This is a genomic window from Halorutilus salinus (assembly GCF_026242195.1).
GTDB lineage: Archaea > Halobacteriota > Halobacteria > Halobacteriales > Halorutilaceae > Halorutilus > Halorutilus salinus.
Genome location: NZ_RKLV01000001.1, coordinates 158695 through 174056 on the forward strand (window position 1 = coordinate 158695; position 15362 = coordinate 174056).

The window sequence follows — 15362 nt, forward strand, 5'->3', positions numbered from 1 at the left end:
TTTTCCGTCTCCGAAAGCCTCACGGAAAAGCCCCGCCTCTTCCGCGTATGGATACTGAGACAGCCCTCGAAAACGGATCCGTCGTACTCGTCCCCGCCGCATGGATCGTTGCGGGCGCAACCGATGCGGGATGGCTGGAGATGAGGACACTACTGATCGCCCACGGCGTCATGGCTGTCCTGATAGCCGTCTTCGCCGTCCTCGGTTGGAAAGATATGTCCGAGGGCGTCCTGAGCGTCTGGCGCGCCGTCCTCGTCGCGGGCTTGCCCGTCACCGCCGCCGGCTTCGTGGGTCTGTACACGGACGCCGCGCCCCTGACCGCGCTCGCTCTCTACGGCTGGTTCCTACTACCCGCCGTGGGCTTCGTCTACACCGCGCGCGAGGTCGGTACACCGGCTCCGTACGTCTTGGCGGCGTTTCTCAGCGCCGTCGGTGCGGTCGTGTACGCGTCCGCTGTCTCACCCGCCGTCGCAGGTATCGCCGTCGTCGCCGTAGGACAGACGATCGGTATAGCCGACGCCGTCTACAGGTACTGACCTTACTCCAGATGGTGGTACTCTAACTCGTGCTCCTCGTCGAGAGCGCGTTTCACGCCCTCGTTCGGCTCCCCCGGTTCGGAGGTTCTTAACGACATACCGTCGTCGGTTTCCCTGTACAGTATGTTCTTTCTCCAGTCGCGCGACCTCTCCGTATGGTCGTCGCGGTAGTGCGCGCCGCGCGACTCGGTGCGTTCGAGAGCACCGCGGAGTATGCCCTCCGCCACAGTCACCATGAACTCAAGGTCGACCGCGAACTCGAACTCGACGGAGGTTATACCGCCGTCGATACCGAGGCTGTCCGTCTTCTTTCTTATCCCGTCGAGCCTCTCCAAACCCTCCCTCAGACCGTCGGAGTCACGGCGTATACCCGCGTGATCCTCCATGAGTTCGCCGAGTTCCTCCACGACCCCGTCGACCCTCACGGAGCCGTCGGTGTCGAGCTTCGTCCTCAGTCTCTCGAACTCCTCCTCGGAGCCGTGTCCGAGGTCGGGTTCCTCGTCGGGTGCTATCGGCTCCTGCGACGCGACGTACTCACCGACGAGCTTACCGACGGTCACCGTCTCCGCGAGCGAGTTACCGCCGAGGCGGTTCGCGCCGTGGACGCCTGCGGTCGTCTCCCCTACGACGTACAGGCTTTCGACCCCCGTCTCACCCGTACGCGGGTCGAAGTCGACACCCCCCATCGCGTAGTGCGCCGTCGGCGCTACCTCCATAGGCTCCTCGGCTATATCGACGCCGAGCGACTCGAACCTCTCGTACATACGCGGGAGACGTTCACGTATGTAGTCGCGGTCTTCATCCGAGATATCGAGGTAGACGCCGCCGTTCTCCGTACCGCGCCCTTCGTCTATCTCGTTCGCTATACCGCGCGCCACAACGTCGCGTGCGTCGAGTTCGGGGCGATCCATCTCCGAGTACTCGAACATGAACCTCTCGCCCTCGGAGTTACGTAGAACACCGCCGTCTCCCCGAACCGCCTCCGTGACGAGCCTTCCGTCCCAGTCCTCGCCGTACCTCTCGCCGACCATACCCGTCGGATGGAACTGGACGAACTCCATGTCCATTAGCTCCGCGCCCGCCTCGTACGCGAGCGCCGCTCCGTCGCCGTTGTTCTCCTCCTCGCGCGACGAGTGACGCGAGTAGACCGCCGTCGCTCCGCCCGCGGCGAGAACGACCGCACCCGCGAGGAACCTGACGAAGCCGCCGTCCTCCATGTCGTACCCCACGGCGCCGTAGACCTTCCCACCGTCGCTCAGGAGACGCGTTATCATCACGTTGTCGCGATACGGTATACCGATCTCCTGCGCCTTACCGACGAGAGCGTCGAGCATCGACTCTCCCGTGTGGTCGCCCGCGAAACACGTCCGCGGGTAAGCCTGCGCGCCGAAGTACCTCTGGTTTATCTCACCGTCCTTCGTGCGCGAAAAATCCATGCCCCAGTCGTCGAGTTCACGTATCCTGTCGGGTGCCTCGCTCGTCACGACCTCGACGGCTTCGGGGTCGTTCACGAAGTGACCCTCGTCGAGCGTGTCGGCGGCGTGCACCTCGCAGGAGTCGTCGCCGTCGACGTTGCCGAGAGCGGCGTTGATACCGCCACGCGCCCATGTCGTATGCGCGTCACCGTGGTCGCGTTTACTCACCACGAGCGGTTCCAGACCGCTCCGACTCATCGCTATGGCGGCGCGCGCCCCTGCGGCACCCGCACCTACGATCAGAGAGCGGCATCTGACGGTCTCTGTTTCTGCGTCAGTCATTGTAGAACCCATCTACATATACATCTTAGTTCATTATAGTTCTGTCGAATCGACCTGAGTGAGGCAGTAATCTTAATCTTAGAAAATAAAAACTACCTCTATTTCTGTAGTATATACTTCCCTAACGCCTCATACTGACCGCGCGTTGCGCGGATGGAGAACGGACGGAAAATACCGAAACGCGCGCCCATCGTCTTTCCCGACCTACCCCTCGCCTGCGGTTCTGCCTCGAACCTCACCCCTACACCCGAACCCGTCGGATCGGATCTCTACACCGGACGCGAGGTTCGGCTAAATACGAAAGCACATACCCGATGAGCTACATGGGAAGACGACCGATGGTACTCGGTATCGACCCTCTCGTACTGCTCGCGGTCGCGCTCGCAACCCTCGGCGTCTTGGGAAGCCTCGTCCCTCTCCTACCCGGCGCTCTGCTGTCGCTCGCGGGCGTCTACACCTACTGGTTCTCGACGGGTTACACCGACCCCGGAGCCGTCGTACTGACCGCTCTCACGGCGGTCGGTCTTCTGGTTCTTGCGGTGGACTGGTTCGGGGGTGCGCTCGCCGCGAAGGCAGGGGGCGCGTCCACGAGGCTCTCGCTTATCGCGGGACTCGCCGGTCTCGGTGGTCTACTCATAGCCGGACCCGTTGGACTCCTCTTAGGCTCAGCGGGAACGGTCTTCGTCGTCGAGTACCGGGGTACAGGCGACCATAGAGGAAGCCTCCGTACAGCCGCGTATACAACCTTGGGCGTCTTGGCAACCACCGTCATGCAGACGGTTCTCACGTTCGGTATACTCGTTGCAACCGTGGTCGTCATACTCGTGTAGCCGGCTCCGTCCGGAACCGAAAGTCTTCAGAAATCATGAGCCGGCTCGGATCTGAACTCGGTCGTTCCGCTGTGCTCCACTCACTACTTCAAATCCTCCTGTCCATTACAGTTCGCTCGCAAAACCCGCTCGTCATGGGCCAGCTCGGATTTGAACCGAGGACCTCCCGGTTATCAGCCGAACGCTCAACCTAGCTAAGCTACTGGCCCCCGCTACGGTTCGTCGTAGTTCGAGGCGCGTCTTAAGAGTTACTCACTGTCGCCGCCTACATCGACATCCCCGGCTCCGTCGACCTCGACCACGACCGCGTCGCGTCTCACAGCGTCGCCGAGGTAAGACGAGAGCACCGACCGTATACGCGGACGTACGAACGGTAGCAGGAGTGCGAAGCCGATACCGTCGGTGATAAGACCGGGTGTAAGGAGGAGCGCGCCGCCGAAGAGTATCAGCGCGCCGTCGGCGAGTTCGCGCGACGGTGACTCACCCTTCGCGGTGCGGTGCTGTAGACGCCGGACGGTCTGGACGCCCTGTACCTTGGCGAGCGTACCGCCGACGACCCCCGTGAGAACGACGAGTCCGAGGGTTTGGAGACCGCCGATACGTCCCGCGACAAGCAGAAGGACGTACAGGTCAACGAGGGGGACGAGCACGAAGGCGAGGAGTAGCTTGCCGAGCACGTCGCGTCTAAGTTCTCCTCCGTAAAGTTAGTTACGTACGCCGTCCTCCCGCCGGATACTGAAACTTTATATGGTGGGGGTTCAAACGAAGAACTACCTCACGGGTTTTCGAGGGACGTTTAGATGATACCCAACAACCCTAATCAGCGAGAAAGAAACCAAGCGTCGGTATCGAACGAAGATGTCGCAGAAGGAACGACGACGATAGGTATAACCGCAGGTGACTCAGTCGTGCTCGCAACCGAACAGCGCGCGAGCATGGGAAATCTGGTTGCGAGCAAGACGGCGAAGAAGATATATCAGGTTACAGACGACGCCGCGCTCACGATCAGCGGCGGCGTCGGCGACGGTCAGAACCTCGCCAAGACACTAAAGGTCGAGGCGAACCTGTACGAGATGCGGCGCGGAAAGCCCATGACGATGACGGGTCTGGCGAGCATGGCGGGGAACGTCCTGCGGTCGTACCTGTTCCGCGTCGTCCCCATACTCGGCGGCGTCGACGACGAGGGCGCGCACGTCTTCTCACTCGACCCCGCGGGCGGCGTCATGGAGGAGGAGTACGTATCGACCGGTAGCGGCTCCGTCATCGCGTACGGTGTCCTCGAAGACGGCTACACCGACGACCTTAGCCTCGACGAGGCGCAGAAGCTCGCAGTCCGTGGACTCGAAAGCGCCATGGAGCGCGACACGGCAAGCGGAAACGGTATACTCCTCTCCACCATCACGCCCGACGAGGGCTTCCGCCAGTTAGACGACGAAGAGGTCGAGTCGATCGCCCAAGAGCTTTAGACGAGGAATTCTACGCAAATGAACGTCGACGAGGAGTTAGAGGACCTCCAAGAGCGTATAGAGGACGAGATACCCGGCGGTATAGCGATAAGTGACGTCGAGTACGAGGGTCCCGAACTCGTCATATACACGAGCGACCCCAAGAAGTTCGCCGACGACGGCGATCTTGTACGTGACCTCGCGCGTAAGCTAAGGAAACGTATCACAGTACGCCCCGACCCCGGTGTTCTCACAGACCCCGAACCCGCGAAGGACGAGATAGACGGGATCGTCCCCGACGATGCGGGGATCACGGACTACGACTTCAAGCCCGACGTCGGCGAGGTCGTGATCAAGGCGGAGAAGCCGGGTCTGGTCATAGGCAAGCACGGCTCTACGTTACGTGAGATAACCAAGGCGACGGGCTGGACGCCCGACGTGGTGCGTACGCCCCCCATAGAGTCTTCGACTGTCGACAACATACGCCGTTACCTGACACAGGAGAGCGACGAACGTAAGGAGTTCCTACGTCAGACGGGTCGGCGTATACACCGCGAGGAGACGAGCGACGACGAATGGGTACGTGTCACGACGCTCGGATGCGGGCGCGAGGTCGGACGCGCCGCCTTCCTGCTTTCGACGCCCGAAACGCGTATACTCATCGACTGCGGCGACAAGCCGGGCACGGACGAGACGCCGTACCTGCAGGCTCCCGAAGCCAACCCGTTGCAGTCGATCGACGCCGTCGTTCTGACACACGCGCATCTCGATCACTCTGCGCTCGTCCCTCTCCTGTACAAGTACGGCTACGACGGACCTATCTACACGACACCGCCGACGCGCGACCTGATGAGCCTTCTAACGGTCGACTACCTCGACGTCGCGGCGAAGCAGGGACGGACGCCTCCGTACGACTCCGAGATGGTGAGGGAGGCGATAAAACACACTATCACGCTCGACTACGGCGAGGTCACCGACATAGCCCCCGATATCAAGCTGACGTTCCACAACGCAGGGCATATACTCGGTAGCGCCGTCGTCCATTTCCATATAGGCGACGGTCTGTACAACGTCGGCTTTTCGGGCGACATACATTACGACGAGACGCGTCTTTTCAACGGGGCTGTCAACGACTTCCCGCGTCTCGAAACCTTGTTCCTCGAATCGACGTACGGCGGAAGGAACGACCAAGCGCCTTCGCAGGAGGAGGCGGAGGAGAAGCTAATCAAGCTCATACGTAAGACGCACGACGACGGCGGAAAGGTACTCATACCCGCGTTCGCCGTCGGACGTTCGCAGGAGATGATGATCGTCCTCGAAGAGGCGATGCGCAAGGGACGTATCCCTGAGATGCCCGTCTACCTCGACGGCATGATATGGGAGGCGACGGCGATACATACGGCGCATCCCGAGTACCTCAACGACGACCTCCGCGACCGTATCTTCCACGAGGACGAGAACCCGTTCCTTGCCGACTGCTTCCAACAGGTCGACGAGGGTACGGAACAGAGACAGGAGATACGTGACGGCGAACCCGCTATCATCCTCGCCACCAACGGCATGATGGCTGGCGGTCCCGTCATGGAGCATCTCGAAATGCTCGCGCCCGACCCCGAAAACTCGCTCGCGTTCGTCGGCTATCAGGCGGAGGGCACTACTGGCGCGCGTATAGAGTCGGGACGCGACGAGGTGCGCGTACCGTCGTCCGACGGTCGGTCGGAGACGGTAAAGATAAAGATGAACGTCTACAGCGTAGACGGCTTTTCGGGGCACGGCGACCGCGACGAACTCATCAGCTTCGTCGACGAGATGAACCCGCGTCCTGAGAAGATCTTTACCGTCCACGGCGACGAGGGCAAGACGAAGGCTCTCGCCTCGGCGCTGTACCAGAACTTTAACATGCGCACCATATCGCCGATGAATCTGGAGACGCACCGTTTCATCTGATGCGTGTCTCACGCGACACCGTCGACGAACTCGACGCTTACGTAGACGAAAACCTCGGTGACATCACCGCCCTCGTCAACCACGCGCGCGACAGCCTCGGCGACGCCTTTGACGAGGACGTTCCGGAAGTATCCGCCGACGATGTACGCGACGAGTTCGACGCCTTCCTCGCCGACGACGACCCGGCGCTAAACGCCGCCGCGCTCTACCGTGTCGGTGTGGGTCTTGAGGTACGTAACGACTACGCGGGCTTCGTCGTCGACGAGATCGTTGGGCGCAACCTCGCCGCGGTCGTCGCGGGTAACGACCCTGAGCGGACGCTCGCCGAGGCGACGTTCCATTATATCGACGTTCACACCGACGAGGTTCTCGGAGAGACGACCGCGGGCGAGGACGACGTTCTCGCGGGACTCGCCGCGGGTGTACAGACACGTCTACCGGGATGGGACTGGCAGGAGGACGGCTTTTAGACGCCGCGCGCGTCGTCGACGCCTCGCACCGTCTCACGTAACGCGTCGACGCCTTTTTCGTGTACTGCATCGCCAACCACAATACAGTCGGCGTACCGTGCCGCCTCTTTCGCGCGGTCGTATCCGTCGACACCGCCGCCGTAGAAGACCGTCGCGTCGTCGACTGCGTCCGCGACGGCTTCGATGACCTCTGTGTCGCCGAACGTACCCGAGTACTCGACATAGACGACCGGGAGATCGAAGAGACCGTCGGCGACCTCGGCGTACCCAGCCGCCTCTTGGGGCGAGAGCGACGTATCCGCGCCCGTGAGACGACCGACTGCGCTGTCAGGGTTCATGACGATGTATCCCTCGCCCACGACACGCGACCAGTCGACGTCCTCCGTACGCGCCCACTCCTTGTGTATACCCACGACCCAGTCGACCGTATCGGCGTTGAGGACGGTTGGGACGAGCAACGCGTCGCCCGCACCGACGGCGCTCGCGGGGTTCGACGGCTCTACGACCACGGGTACGTCAGCATCCACCGACGACAGCAGTGAAAGCACCTTTTCGCGCGTCACGCCCTGTGTCCCGCCGACAACGACGGCGTCCGTACCCGACACGGCGATGTCGCGCATCTTCTCCTCCGACATCCCCTTGTCGGGGTCTACCTTGGTTACGTGTCTCCAGTCGGCGGGTTCGACCATGGACGAAACAGACGGCGGGGCGACAAAAGACTGATTATGCGCGTTTCGTCGGGCGTCGAACTCAGAGGAAACGCGTCGCGGTCGCGCGCACCGCCCACGCCGTCTTGCGCACCGACGCCTTGAGATAATGGTACGCGCTTCGGGTTATAGGCGCTCTGCGTCCGTGTATAGACGTATCGCCGTTCTTTATCGCCGTCACCACGTCGTCCGCCGTTACGTCACCGCGCTCCTCGCCTACATCGATCTCCGTGTAGGCGCGTCCTACCGTCGTTATAGAATGCGCGTCGCTCCCACCGAGACGCGGATAGCCACGGCTGTGCGCGAAAGACCGCGCGCGCCTGTTCCTGTATCCCGTGAACAGCCACGCGTTGTAGACTTCAACGCCGTCACAGTCGACGATACGTTTCTTCTTTACACCGTGACGCGTGCGCTGGAACGGATGCGGCACGACCGCCGCACCGCCGAGTTCGCGTACTCGCTCCACCGTCTCGGCAAACGGCTGTCTCTTCGCCGGCTTCTCCTCAACACCGATCGCAAGGAGATGTCCGTGTGACGTAGAGACCTCGACGCCGGGTACACCGATCAGACCGTGGTCGGACGCGCGCTCCGCGGCGCGCAGTGACGCGTCTATCTCGTCGTGGTCTGTGATAACGACGCCGTCTAAACCGATATCCGCGGCGTGCTCCAGAATGAGTTCGACAGGCTCATTTCCGTCGTACGACTCCTCGGAATGAACATGAGGGTCGATCCTGAGACGCGCCGTCATACGCCGTCACCGTAGACGAGTCTCTCCTTCTCTCCGCGCGACATAGACTTTATCTCCGCCTCGCGGCTCATCGCCTCGCTCCTTCCGTCGAACCTTTCGACGTGGACGAGACTAACCGGCGTCCGTCCGCGCGTATACTTCGCCCCCTCGCCGTCGTTGTGTTCCTCGACACGTCTATCAACGTCGGTCGTGTAACCGGTGTACAGGCTACCGTCGGCGCATTCGACGACGTAGACGTACTCCATCAGTCCTCTTCCTCTTCCTCCCCCAAAGCCTCGTCGAAGGCTTCGAGCGCCTCGTCAACCTCGTCGACTATGTCGGAGCCGAACGCCTCAGAACCCTCGTCGATACCGTCGGCGTCGCCGTCTTGGTCGTCCCCGCCGGGAGTTTCATCGTCTCCGTTCGGTGCTCCGCCGTCCCCACCGGGAGTTTCATCGCCTCCGTCGGGTGGCTCTTCGCTATCCCTACCGACGTCCCCGACTCCGGCTCCGTCGCCCTCCGAACCCGGCGAAGACTTGTACCTCATAAGCCTCTCCTCTATCTCGTCGATAACCTCGACGGGCTTTCCGGACGTGACTATCTTGACCACCTGACCGTCCGACATACGTATCTTAAGGAACGGCGTTTCGTAGTCGACCGAAGCGACCTGATCGTAGTACAGCTCCTTGGTGCTGTTGCTAACCTCCTCGTCGCGTCTCACCATGTCGACCGTAGAGCCGTGGTGGAGCGACAGAGACGACTCACCGACGAGAAGGTTGGTGGCGTGGTACTTCTTTGCCGAACTCACGAGCGACAACGTGTCCTCGCCGTGTGTGAACGTGTGGAAGCCGTCGTCTCCGAGGAGCCTGTGACCTTCCTCCTTGACACCGTCGACGAAGCCGTGGTATACCTCGCCGTAACCCGAGTTTACGGCGTAGACTCCGGCGACCCAGACAACGCCACCTAAAGCCGCGCCTCCGAGCGACCAGAGCGCGACCGAAGCCGCACCTCCGCCGACGACAGCCACGGGTTCGCGCGACGCCTCGACACCGACGAGCGAACCTATGTTGAGAACGAACTCGGCGACGAACTCCGCCCAGTTGGTTCCCACGCCCGTCGCCTCAAGACCCTGTTGGGCACGTCCGGGTCCGACGACGTAGAACACGAAGAATGCGACGACTGCGCTTACGAAGCCCAGCCTGCGAACCAGCGCGGACAGGACGCCCAAGGAGATGACGACGACGCCCACGCCGGTCGTTGCGGGACCCACAGCGCCCGCGACGTAGCCCGCGAGAACCCCGGCGACCGCGCCGATACTTCCGACGGCGACGGGTCGCCACCCCGCCCACCAGAGCGCGTCCGTCGCCCTCGCCTCGGCTGTCCGTTTCATCGCTTTTCTGCCCTATCTTGGTGGATGCGGCATATAAGCTTCCCGCCGCCGGGAGTTATCTAAAATCAAGGGCAAGACCCTTTCCTCAAGGAGCGAGCGGAGCGAGTGAGTAGGGAGGGGATACGCTCGACGGCGGTGTTCAGATAAGGATTGAATGAAGGAAGAGGCGTGGCGTTTTGAGAGTGTCTATGTCCGAAACCACACGCCTCAGTAGAGGTATAGATGCGATAGAATTAGGTTTTGTGGAACGGGAAGCGACACCCGAGTTTGCTATGAAGATCGGTATTCAAGTACATTTGGCTGGGTTATCGCTATCGAATACCGTATCTGTGCTTGAAACGTTGGGTGTCAAGCGCGTACGTTCGACCGTTCATAACTGGGTGTCTCTCGAATCCGTCCCCAACGGACGGATTCGTGATGAGCGCGTGAACGCTCAGCGTTCACGAGACACAAAGCAGATTTACAGCCCAACGATGGAAGAGATCCGAATCAGGTGGCGGTAGACGAAACTATGATTCGACTGAATGGAACGTGGCACTGGCTGTATATGGCGGTTGATCCAGACACTAATGATGTCCTTCACACAAAACTTCAACCGACGAGAAATCACTATACGGCTAAAGATTTCTTCCGTGAATTAGTCGAGAAACATGACCTTGACAATAGCTTGTTTCTCGTCGATGGACATGTCTCCCTTCATGATGCCTGCCGCTACTACCCCCTCCGATTTCGGGTAGCTAAACATGGAAATCGGAACAGCGTCGAGCGTGTATTTAGAGAAGTAAAACGCCGCACACAAGCCTTCTCAAACTGTTGTGAATCGGAGATTCACAGCTCACGAACTCAGCGAGTTCGTGATGCTTCAGCAACGCTCATATCCGAACAGCCGACGACTGGCTCAAGTCGTATGCAAATCGGAGATTTGCCTGCTCCTGAATCCTGCGGATTCACGAACGTTCAGCTTCGCTTGGAACATGCTTATCTGAACACTACCGGCACGACAACCATAATATTTAAATAAAAGGCTAACACAGACGAATATAGAATGGTTCAAACAGTAGCTACTTCCAACATCTGTGAAAACAGAGGTTTGACCCATTCAGGTAAGCCCGATTCAGAACTGTTCAGTTCTGCGGAGGGTGTAAAGCGGGCTGTGGACGCCCCACAGCGAATAAGACTCTCTGACTTGGAACGAAGTCAGACTTTGCAGGAATCTCCGCTGGAAGCCCCGTCATCAGAATCGAAGATTCTGATTGGCTCGTCAGACGAAGTCTGACGAACGTCCTCAAGAAGTCTGCGTCAGCAGACGAGTAGGTCGGGGTAGTTCACACGTTAGCGTCCCTTGTCCCCCGTATGGTCGAACCGTCAGACACTAACCTAGAGGACGAGTCGCCCGTAACCGGTGACGTTGAGGAGACCGACGAAGCCACGAAGCACGGTGACGACGTCGAACTCGAACGTACCATCGGTCTGACAGGCGCTGTCTCTATAGGCGTCGGTACCATGATAGGCGCGGGTATCTTCGTCTTCCCCGGTATAGCCGCGGGGCGCGCCGGCCCTGCCGCCTCGGCGTCCTTCATTATAGGGGCTGTCGTCGCACTTCTCGTCGCACTTCCCGCCTCTGAACTCGCAACCGCTATGCCGCGCTCAGGCGGTGGCTACTACTTCATCTCACGCGGCATGGGAACGTTCGCGGGAACCGTCGTAGGTATCGGTCTCTGGCTCGGTCTCGTCTTCGCCTCAGCCTTCTACCTCGTCGGATTCGGCGAGTACCTCGCGGTTCTCGTCGGTGTCGAATCGTCGGGCTTCGTTATCGGCTCCGCCGTCGTCGCGGGCGTCGTACTGACCGGTGTCAGCCTTACCGGTACGGAGAACGCCGCCAAGATACAGAACGTCGTCGTCGCCGTCCTTCTCTCTATACTCGTCTCCTTTCTCGCGTACGGCGTAATCAACGCCGTCGGTCCCTTCAGCGCGGGTACGGTGCCTGAGAGGTACGCGCCCTTCGGGTACGCACCCGTCCTTTCGACGGCGGCGCTCGTCTTCACGTCGTACCTCGGCTTCGCACAGATAGCGACCGTCGCGGGCGAGATCAAGAAGCCGTCGCGTAACCTGCCTCTCGGTATGGTAGGTAGCGTCGTCGCTGTCGGTGTTATGTACGTCGTTACGGTCTTCGTCGCAACCTCCGCCGTGGGTAGCGAGACGTTACGCGGCTACGGCGAAACCGCAATCGTCGAGGTTGCGCGCGAACTTCTCGGCACGACAGGCGCGCTCGCCGTCGTCGGTGCGGGGCTTCTCGCCACAGTATCGAGCGCAAACGCCTCCGTACTCGCGTCGTCGCGTGCCGTCTACGCGCTCTCACGCGACGCGCTCCTACCCAGACGTGCCGCTGACGTCAACCTGCGTTACGGCACACCACATATCGCCCTCGCGCTCGCGGGCGGACCCGTCGTCCTTCTCGCATCGACGGGACGTGTCGAGGTTCTCGCCGAGGTCGCCTCGTTCCTCCATCTCGTCATGTACGGTCTGATCTGTTTCGCACTGATCGCGTTACGGCGTTCGCCACCCGATTGGTACGAACCACGGTTCCGCACCCCTCTCTACCCCGTCGTGCCTATCGTCGGGGGCGTAGCGAGCTTCGCGCTCATCTACTACATGCAGACGGCGTCGAAGATAGTCGGCTCTCTCGTCATGGTCGCCGCCGGTGGATGGTGCTTCTATTACGCTGACGACGTCTCCCTAAGGGGGGCTGTCTGATGACACGGATCCTCGTGCCTCTCGCGGTTCTCGAAGGCGAGACCGTATCGCCGGGTGTCGTCGGGTCGTTGTCGAACGCCGAGGTCGTCCTCCTCGGATACCACGTCGTCCCCGAACAGACGCCGCCGGGACAGGCGCGTATGAGCTTCGAGGAGCGCGCAGAGAAGGCGCTCGGAGAGACGGCGTCGTCGTTCAAGGACGCGGGCGTCGCCGTCGACACCGTACTCGTCTTTACACACGACCGCAGTGAGACGGTTGCGCGCGTCGCCGACGAACACGGATGCGACGCCGTTCTGTCGAACCAGCCCTCGCACGACGCCGACGACATCCTCGTACCCCTTCTTCCGACCGACGCCGACGGCGACGAGGCGCTCGTCGAAACCGTGTCTTCGCTCGTCGAAGGGCGTGACGTATCCGTCGATGTCGTTGTCTTCGCCGACGAGGCGGACGATACACGCGCCGAACGCGTCGCCGGTGCGCTCGTAGAACGCGGTATACGTTCCGACGCCGTAACGTACGGTTCACGTGCCACGGATACGCCCGTGATCTCCGCGGGTAAGGAAGCCTCCGACCACGACCTCGTGGCGATGCGTAACGAGTTCTCGCTCGCCGACCTCGTCCTTGGCGACAAGCCCGGACGCGTAGCCGATACGTCGCTAACACCCGTCGTCGGCGTTCTACGACGCGACCTGCCCGCGGAAGATATTTGAGACACCAAGTAGAACGAACCCCATGACCTGGTTTCCGACGCTCGACTGGTTCAAGGAGTACGCGACAGCCATAAACTCGAACGACGACTTCCGCGAGGCGGCGAGCGGATGGGGAGACGGCTTCAACGGCAACTTCCTTTTCCACGTAAAGGACGTGCCTATCGAGGAACACACCGTAAACGAGCTACCTGACGAACTCCTCCTCCTACGGCGTATGCCCGACGAGGTATGGGAGGACGTACCCGACGGCATCGAGCGCCAGCTTCTCGAACAGGAGGGTGACAAGCCCGTCCACGAGGTCTTCGATCACATAGGCGAGGAGACACGCGCCGAACTCCCCGACTGGCTACGCAATGTCCTCGAAGAGGCGGAGGAGCTTTTCGCCTCGTACCCGAAGTACAACGACGTTCCGGGGATGCTTTCCGACGACCTCCGCGAGGTTCTGCCCGAACATCTCGAAAGCCTTCTCCGTCAGCTTGAGGAGTACGTCGACGACGAGGGTAACGTCTACGCCTTCCTACAGATGGAGAACGGAAGCTGTACGGGCGTCGGTGTCTCCGACACGCCCGACGAGTACGACGCAGGATACGTCCTCCGTGGCGACTACGACGCGTGGGAGGAGTTCGTCCGTAACGACGACGACATAATCGCGACGGTCATGCGCGGCGATCTCCAGCCCCGCGGCGACATGACGTTTCTGCTCGAAAACACGGACGCCTTCGTCGAGATGGGCGCTACGGTCAACGACGTAGAGACCGAGTACCTCTTTTCGGAGGAACGTCGTACGCCGCCCGAAGAGATGCGCCGGTCACAGCGTGCCTTACGTACGGAGTAGCTATTCGAGTTCGTCGATTATGTCGTCCGCCTTCTCAAACATCTCTTCCATATCTATCTCCTCACCGCCTATCTCCAGCTTGTTCGTCCCCTCGTCCTCGGTTTCCGATGTCTCGGCGGTATCTTCATCTTCGGCACTTTCCTTCTTTTCCTCGTCCGTTACGACCGCCGCACCCCTCTCCTCGTTCGGCGTGACCTCGTCGAGTTCGTTCAACGTCGAGTGATCGAGCGAGTGGAACGTCGCCTCCGTCACCCTGTCGCTGAGTTCACCTGCGTCGTAGCCGTACTCGCCGTCGACGTAGAACTTCGACAGACCGCCGTTACGGAAGATGAGAACGTCGTTACCGTAGACGACGTACCCCGTAAAGCCTTCGTCCGCCGCTGTTTGGAGAACCTCGTCGGCGTCGGTCGTGAACAGACGTCCGTCGGGCTGACGCGTCGATGCGACAACCGGTACCGCGCCATCGTCGTCCTCGACAACCGACGGGAGTTCGACACCGTCGAGAGAACCCGCGGCGCGTCGCATCTCCGACGCCATCTTTGTACGTGTCGTACCGTCCTCTACGGTACGGACGTTTCCGAGCACCCCGAAAAGCGTACGGTGTATCTCGTCGTCCGTACGCGACACGACGACCTCACGTGTGACAGCCTCGTGTCCTGCGAACGCCGCGACCGTACCGCCGTAGACGAGGAAGGCGATAGCCCCGAAGGTTGCGGAGTCGGCGAACCCGACCCACCCCGTCCCCGTGACGACGGCACGGAGAACGAGAACCTCCGCAACCGCGAAACCGACGACATCCACGCTCAGGTGGTCGCCCTCGTCGTCACCCGCGACGTAGTCGTAGACGACAGCGCCGAGTACCACGCCCGCGGCAACGACGGTTGCGCGCCAGTCCACGGGTATGCCCCAGACCGACAGGACGGTATAACCGAGGGCAAGGAGTACGAAGACCACACCGACTGCGTCGACCCTCTCGGCGATCGTCTTCTGCTGTTTGAGCTTCACCTCCGTGTCGGGGTGGAGATCGACGACCGACGAGTCGGCGTCGACGAGAGCCGCGTAGACGAATCCGCCCGCGAGAAGACCGCCCGCGAGAACCGGATGTACATCGTCCGCCGACAGAAGGACGACCGCCGGAAAAGCTACGAGAACGATCATCCCCTTGGCTCCTAGAACGCCCAAGAGACGCCGGAGGTAGGTACTCTCCCTCTTTCCGCTGACCGCGAGTGCGTCCCCTGACATACCTATTTAAAC

Annotated in this window: 15 protein-coding genes, 1 tRNA gene and 1 pseudogene; 9 read left to right on the forward strand and 8 right to left on the reverse strand. The window is 61.0% G+C overall.

Going from position 1 to position 15362, the window contains the following annotated elements; translation table 11 throughout:
- Positions 1 to 47 precede the first annotated feature (47 nt).
- Positions 48 to 536, forward strand: coding sequence for a hypothetical protein (locus tag EGH25_RS00875; RefSeq protein ID WP_266085450.1), 489 nt, complete (start codon positions 48 to 50; stop codon positions 534 to 536).
- Positions 537 to 538: 2 nt separating this feature from the next.
- Here EGH25_RS00875 and EGH25_RS00880 read toward each other — a convergent pair whose 3' ends face one another.
- Entirely contained in the window at positions 539 to 2293 is a 1755-nt protein-coding gene (locus EGH25_RS00880) for an L-aspartate oxidase (protein WP_266085452.1), read from the reverse strand.
- A gap of 338 nt (positions 2294 to 2631) precedes the next feature.
- Here EGH25_RS00880 and EGH25_RS00885 point away from each other — a divergent pair, with 338 nt between their 5' ends.
- A complete protein-coding gene (locus EGH25_RS00885; RefSeq protein WP_266085453.1) occupies positions 2632 to 3123 on the forward strand; it encodes a DUF456 domain-containing protein in 492 nt (163 codons plus the stop codon).
- 135 nt (positions 3124 to 3258) lie between these two features.
- On the opposite strand, the gene EGH25_RS00890 is transcribed toward EGH25_RS00885, so the two are convergent.
- Both EGH25_RS00890 and EGH25_RS00895 read right to left on the reverse strand, forming a co-directional pair.
- Positions 3259 to 3332: transfer RNA gene (locus EGH25_RS00890), tRNA-Ile, on the reverse strand.
- Positions 3333 to 3371: 39 nt separating this feature from the next.
- On the reverse strand, positions 3372 to 3800 hold the full coding sequence (locus EGH25_RS00895) for an FxsA family protein (protein WP_266085454.1): 429 nt from the start codon (positions 3798 to 3800) through the stop codon (positions 3372 to 3374).
- A gap of 123 nt (positions 3801 to 3923) precedes the next feature.
- Here EGH25_RS00895 and psmB point away from each other — a divergent pair, with 123 nt between their 5' ends.
- Genes psmB through EGH25_RS00910 form a run of 3 tightly spaced genes read left to right on the forward strand, consistent with a single transcriptional unit; the run spans position 3924 to position 6985 of the window.
- The gene (gene psmB, locus EGH25_RS00900) at positions 3924 to 4589 is read left to right on the forward strand and encodes an archaeal proteasome endopeptidase complex subunit beta (RefSeq protein ID WP_266085455.1); all 666 of its coding nucleotides are present in this window, start codon (positions 3924 to 3926) and stop codon (positions 4587 to 4589) included.
- A gap of 18 nt (positions 4590 to 4607) precedes the next feature.
- Positions 4608 to 6515: a beta-CASP ribonuclease aCPSF1 gene (locus EGH25_RS00905; protein ID WP_266085457.1), complete on the forward strand. Its 1908-nt coding sequence runs from the start codon at positions 4608 to 4610 to the stop codon at positions 6513 to 6515.
- Positions 6515 to 6985 carry a DUF7984 family protein gene (locus EGH25_RS00910; protein ID WP_266085459.1) on the forward strand — a complete coding sequence of 157 codons (471 nt, stop codon included), beginning with the start codon at positions 6515 to 6517 and terminating at the stop codon, positions 6983 to 6985. The genes EGH25_RS00905 and EGH25_RS00910 overlap by 1 nt, the downstream gene beginning before the upstream one ends.
- Here the strand turns inward: EGH25_RS00910 and EGH25_RS00915 are convergent.
- The 4 genes from EGH25_RS00915 to EGH25_RS00930 form a co-directional block, all read right to left on the reverse strand.
- Entirely contained in the window at positions 6982 to 7674 is a 693-nt protein-coding gene (locus tag EGH25_RS00915; protein ID WP_266085460.1) for a geranylgeranylglyceryl/heptaprenylglyceryl phosphate synthase, read from the reverse strand. The genes EGH25_RS00910 and EGH25_RS00915 overlap by 4 nt on opposite strands.
- A 61-nt stretch (positions 7675 to 7735) precedes the next feature.
- On the reverse strand, positions 7736 to 8440 hold the full coding sequence (locus tag EGH25_RS00920) for a PHP domain-containing protein (RefSeq protein WP_266085461.1): 705 nt from the start codon (positions 8438 to 8440) through the stop codon (positions 7736 to 7738).
- Positions 8437 to 8685, reverse strand: a complete 249-nt coding sequence (locus tag EGH25_RS00925) for a GIY-YIG nuclease family protein (protein WP_266085463.1) — start codon at positions 8683 to 8685, stop codon at positions 8437 to 8439. The genes EGH25_RS00920 and EGH25_RS00925 overlap by 4 nt, the downstream gene beginning before the upstream one ends.
- On the reverse strand, positions 8685 to 9809 hold the full coding sequence (locus tag EGH25_RS00930) for a hypothetical protein (protein WP_266085465.1): 1125 nt from the start codon (positions 9807 to 9809) through the stop codon (positions 8685 to 8687). Before EGH25_RS00930 ends, EGH25_RS00925 begins: the two co-directional genes overlap by 1 nt.
- Positions 9810 to 9997: 188 nt before the next feature.
- Between EGH25_RS00930 and EGH25_RS00935 the strand changes: the two are divergent.
- The 4 genes and pseudogenes from EGH25_RS00935 to EGH25_RS00950 all read left to right on the forward strand — a co-directional run bounded on the left by EGH25_RS00935 (position 9998) and on the right by EGH25_RS00950 (position 14108).
- Positions 9998 to 10745: pseudogene (locus EGH25_RS00935) on the forward strand (IS6 family transposase).
- A 417-nt stretch (positions 10746 to 11162) separates the two neighbouring features.
- A complete protein-coding gene (locus tag EGH25_RS00940) occupies positions 11163 to 12563 on the forward strand; it encodes an APC family permease (protein WP_266085466.1) in 1401 nt (466 codons plus the stop codon).
- Positions 12563 to 13273 carry an adenine nucleotide alpha hydrolase family protein gene (locus EGH25_RS00945; protein ID WP_266085468.1) on the forward strand — a complete coding sequence of 237 codons (711 nt, stop codon included), beginning with the start codon at positions 12563 to 12565 and terminating at the stop codon, positions 13271 to 13273. The genes EGH25_RS00940 and EGH25_RS00945 overlap by 1 nt, the downstream gene beginning before the upstream one ends.
- Before the next feature lie 22 nt (positions 13274 to 13295).
- Positions 13296 to 14108 (forward strand): hypothetical protein, encoded by an 813-nt coding sequence (locus EGH25_RS00950; RefSeq protein WP_266085470.1) that lies wholly within the window; start codon positions 13296 to 13298, stop codon positions 14106 to 14108.
- Here the strand turns inward: EGH25_RS00950 and EGH25_RS00955 are convergent, their stop codons facing one another.
- Entirely contained in the window at positions 14109 to 15350 is a 1242-nt protein-coding gene (locus EGH25_RS00955) for a hypothetical protein (RefSeq protein ID WP_266085471.1), read from the reverse strand. It abuts the gene before it with no gap.
- Positions 15351 to 15362: the final 12 nt, after the last annotated feature.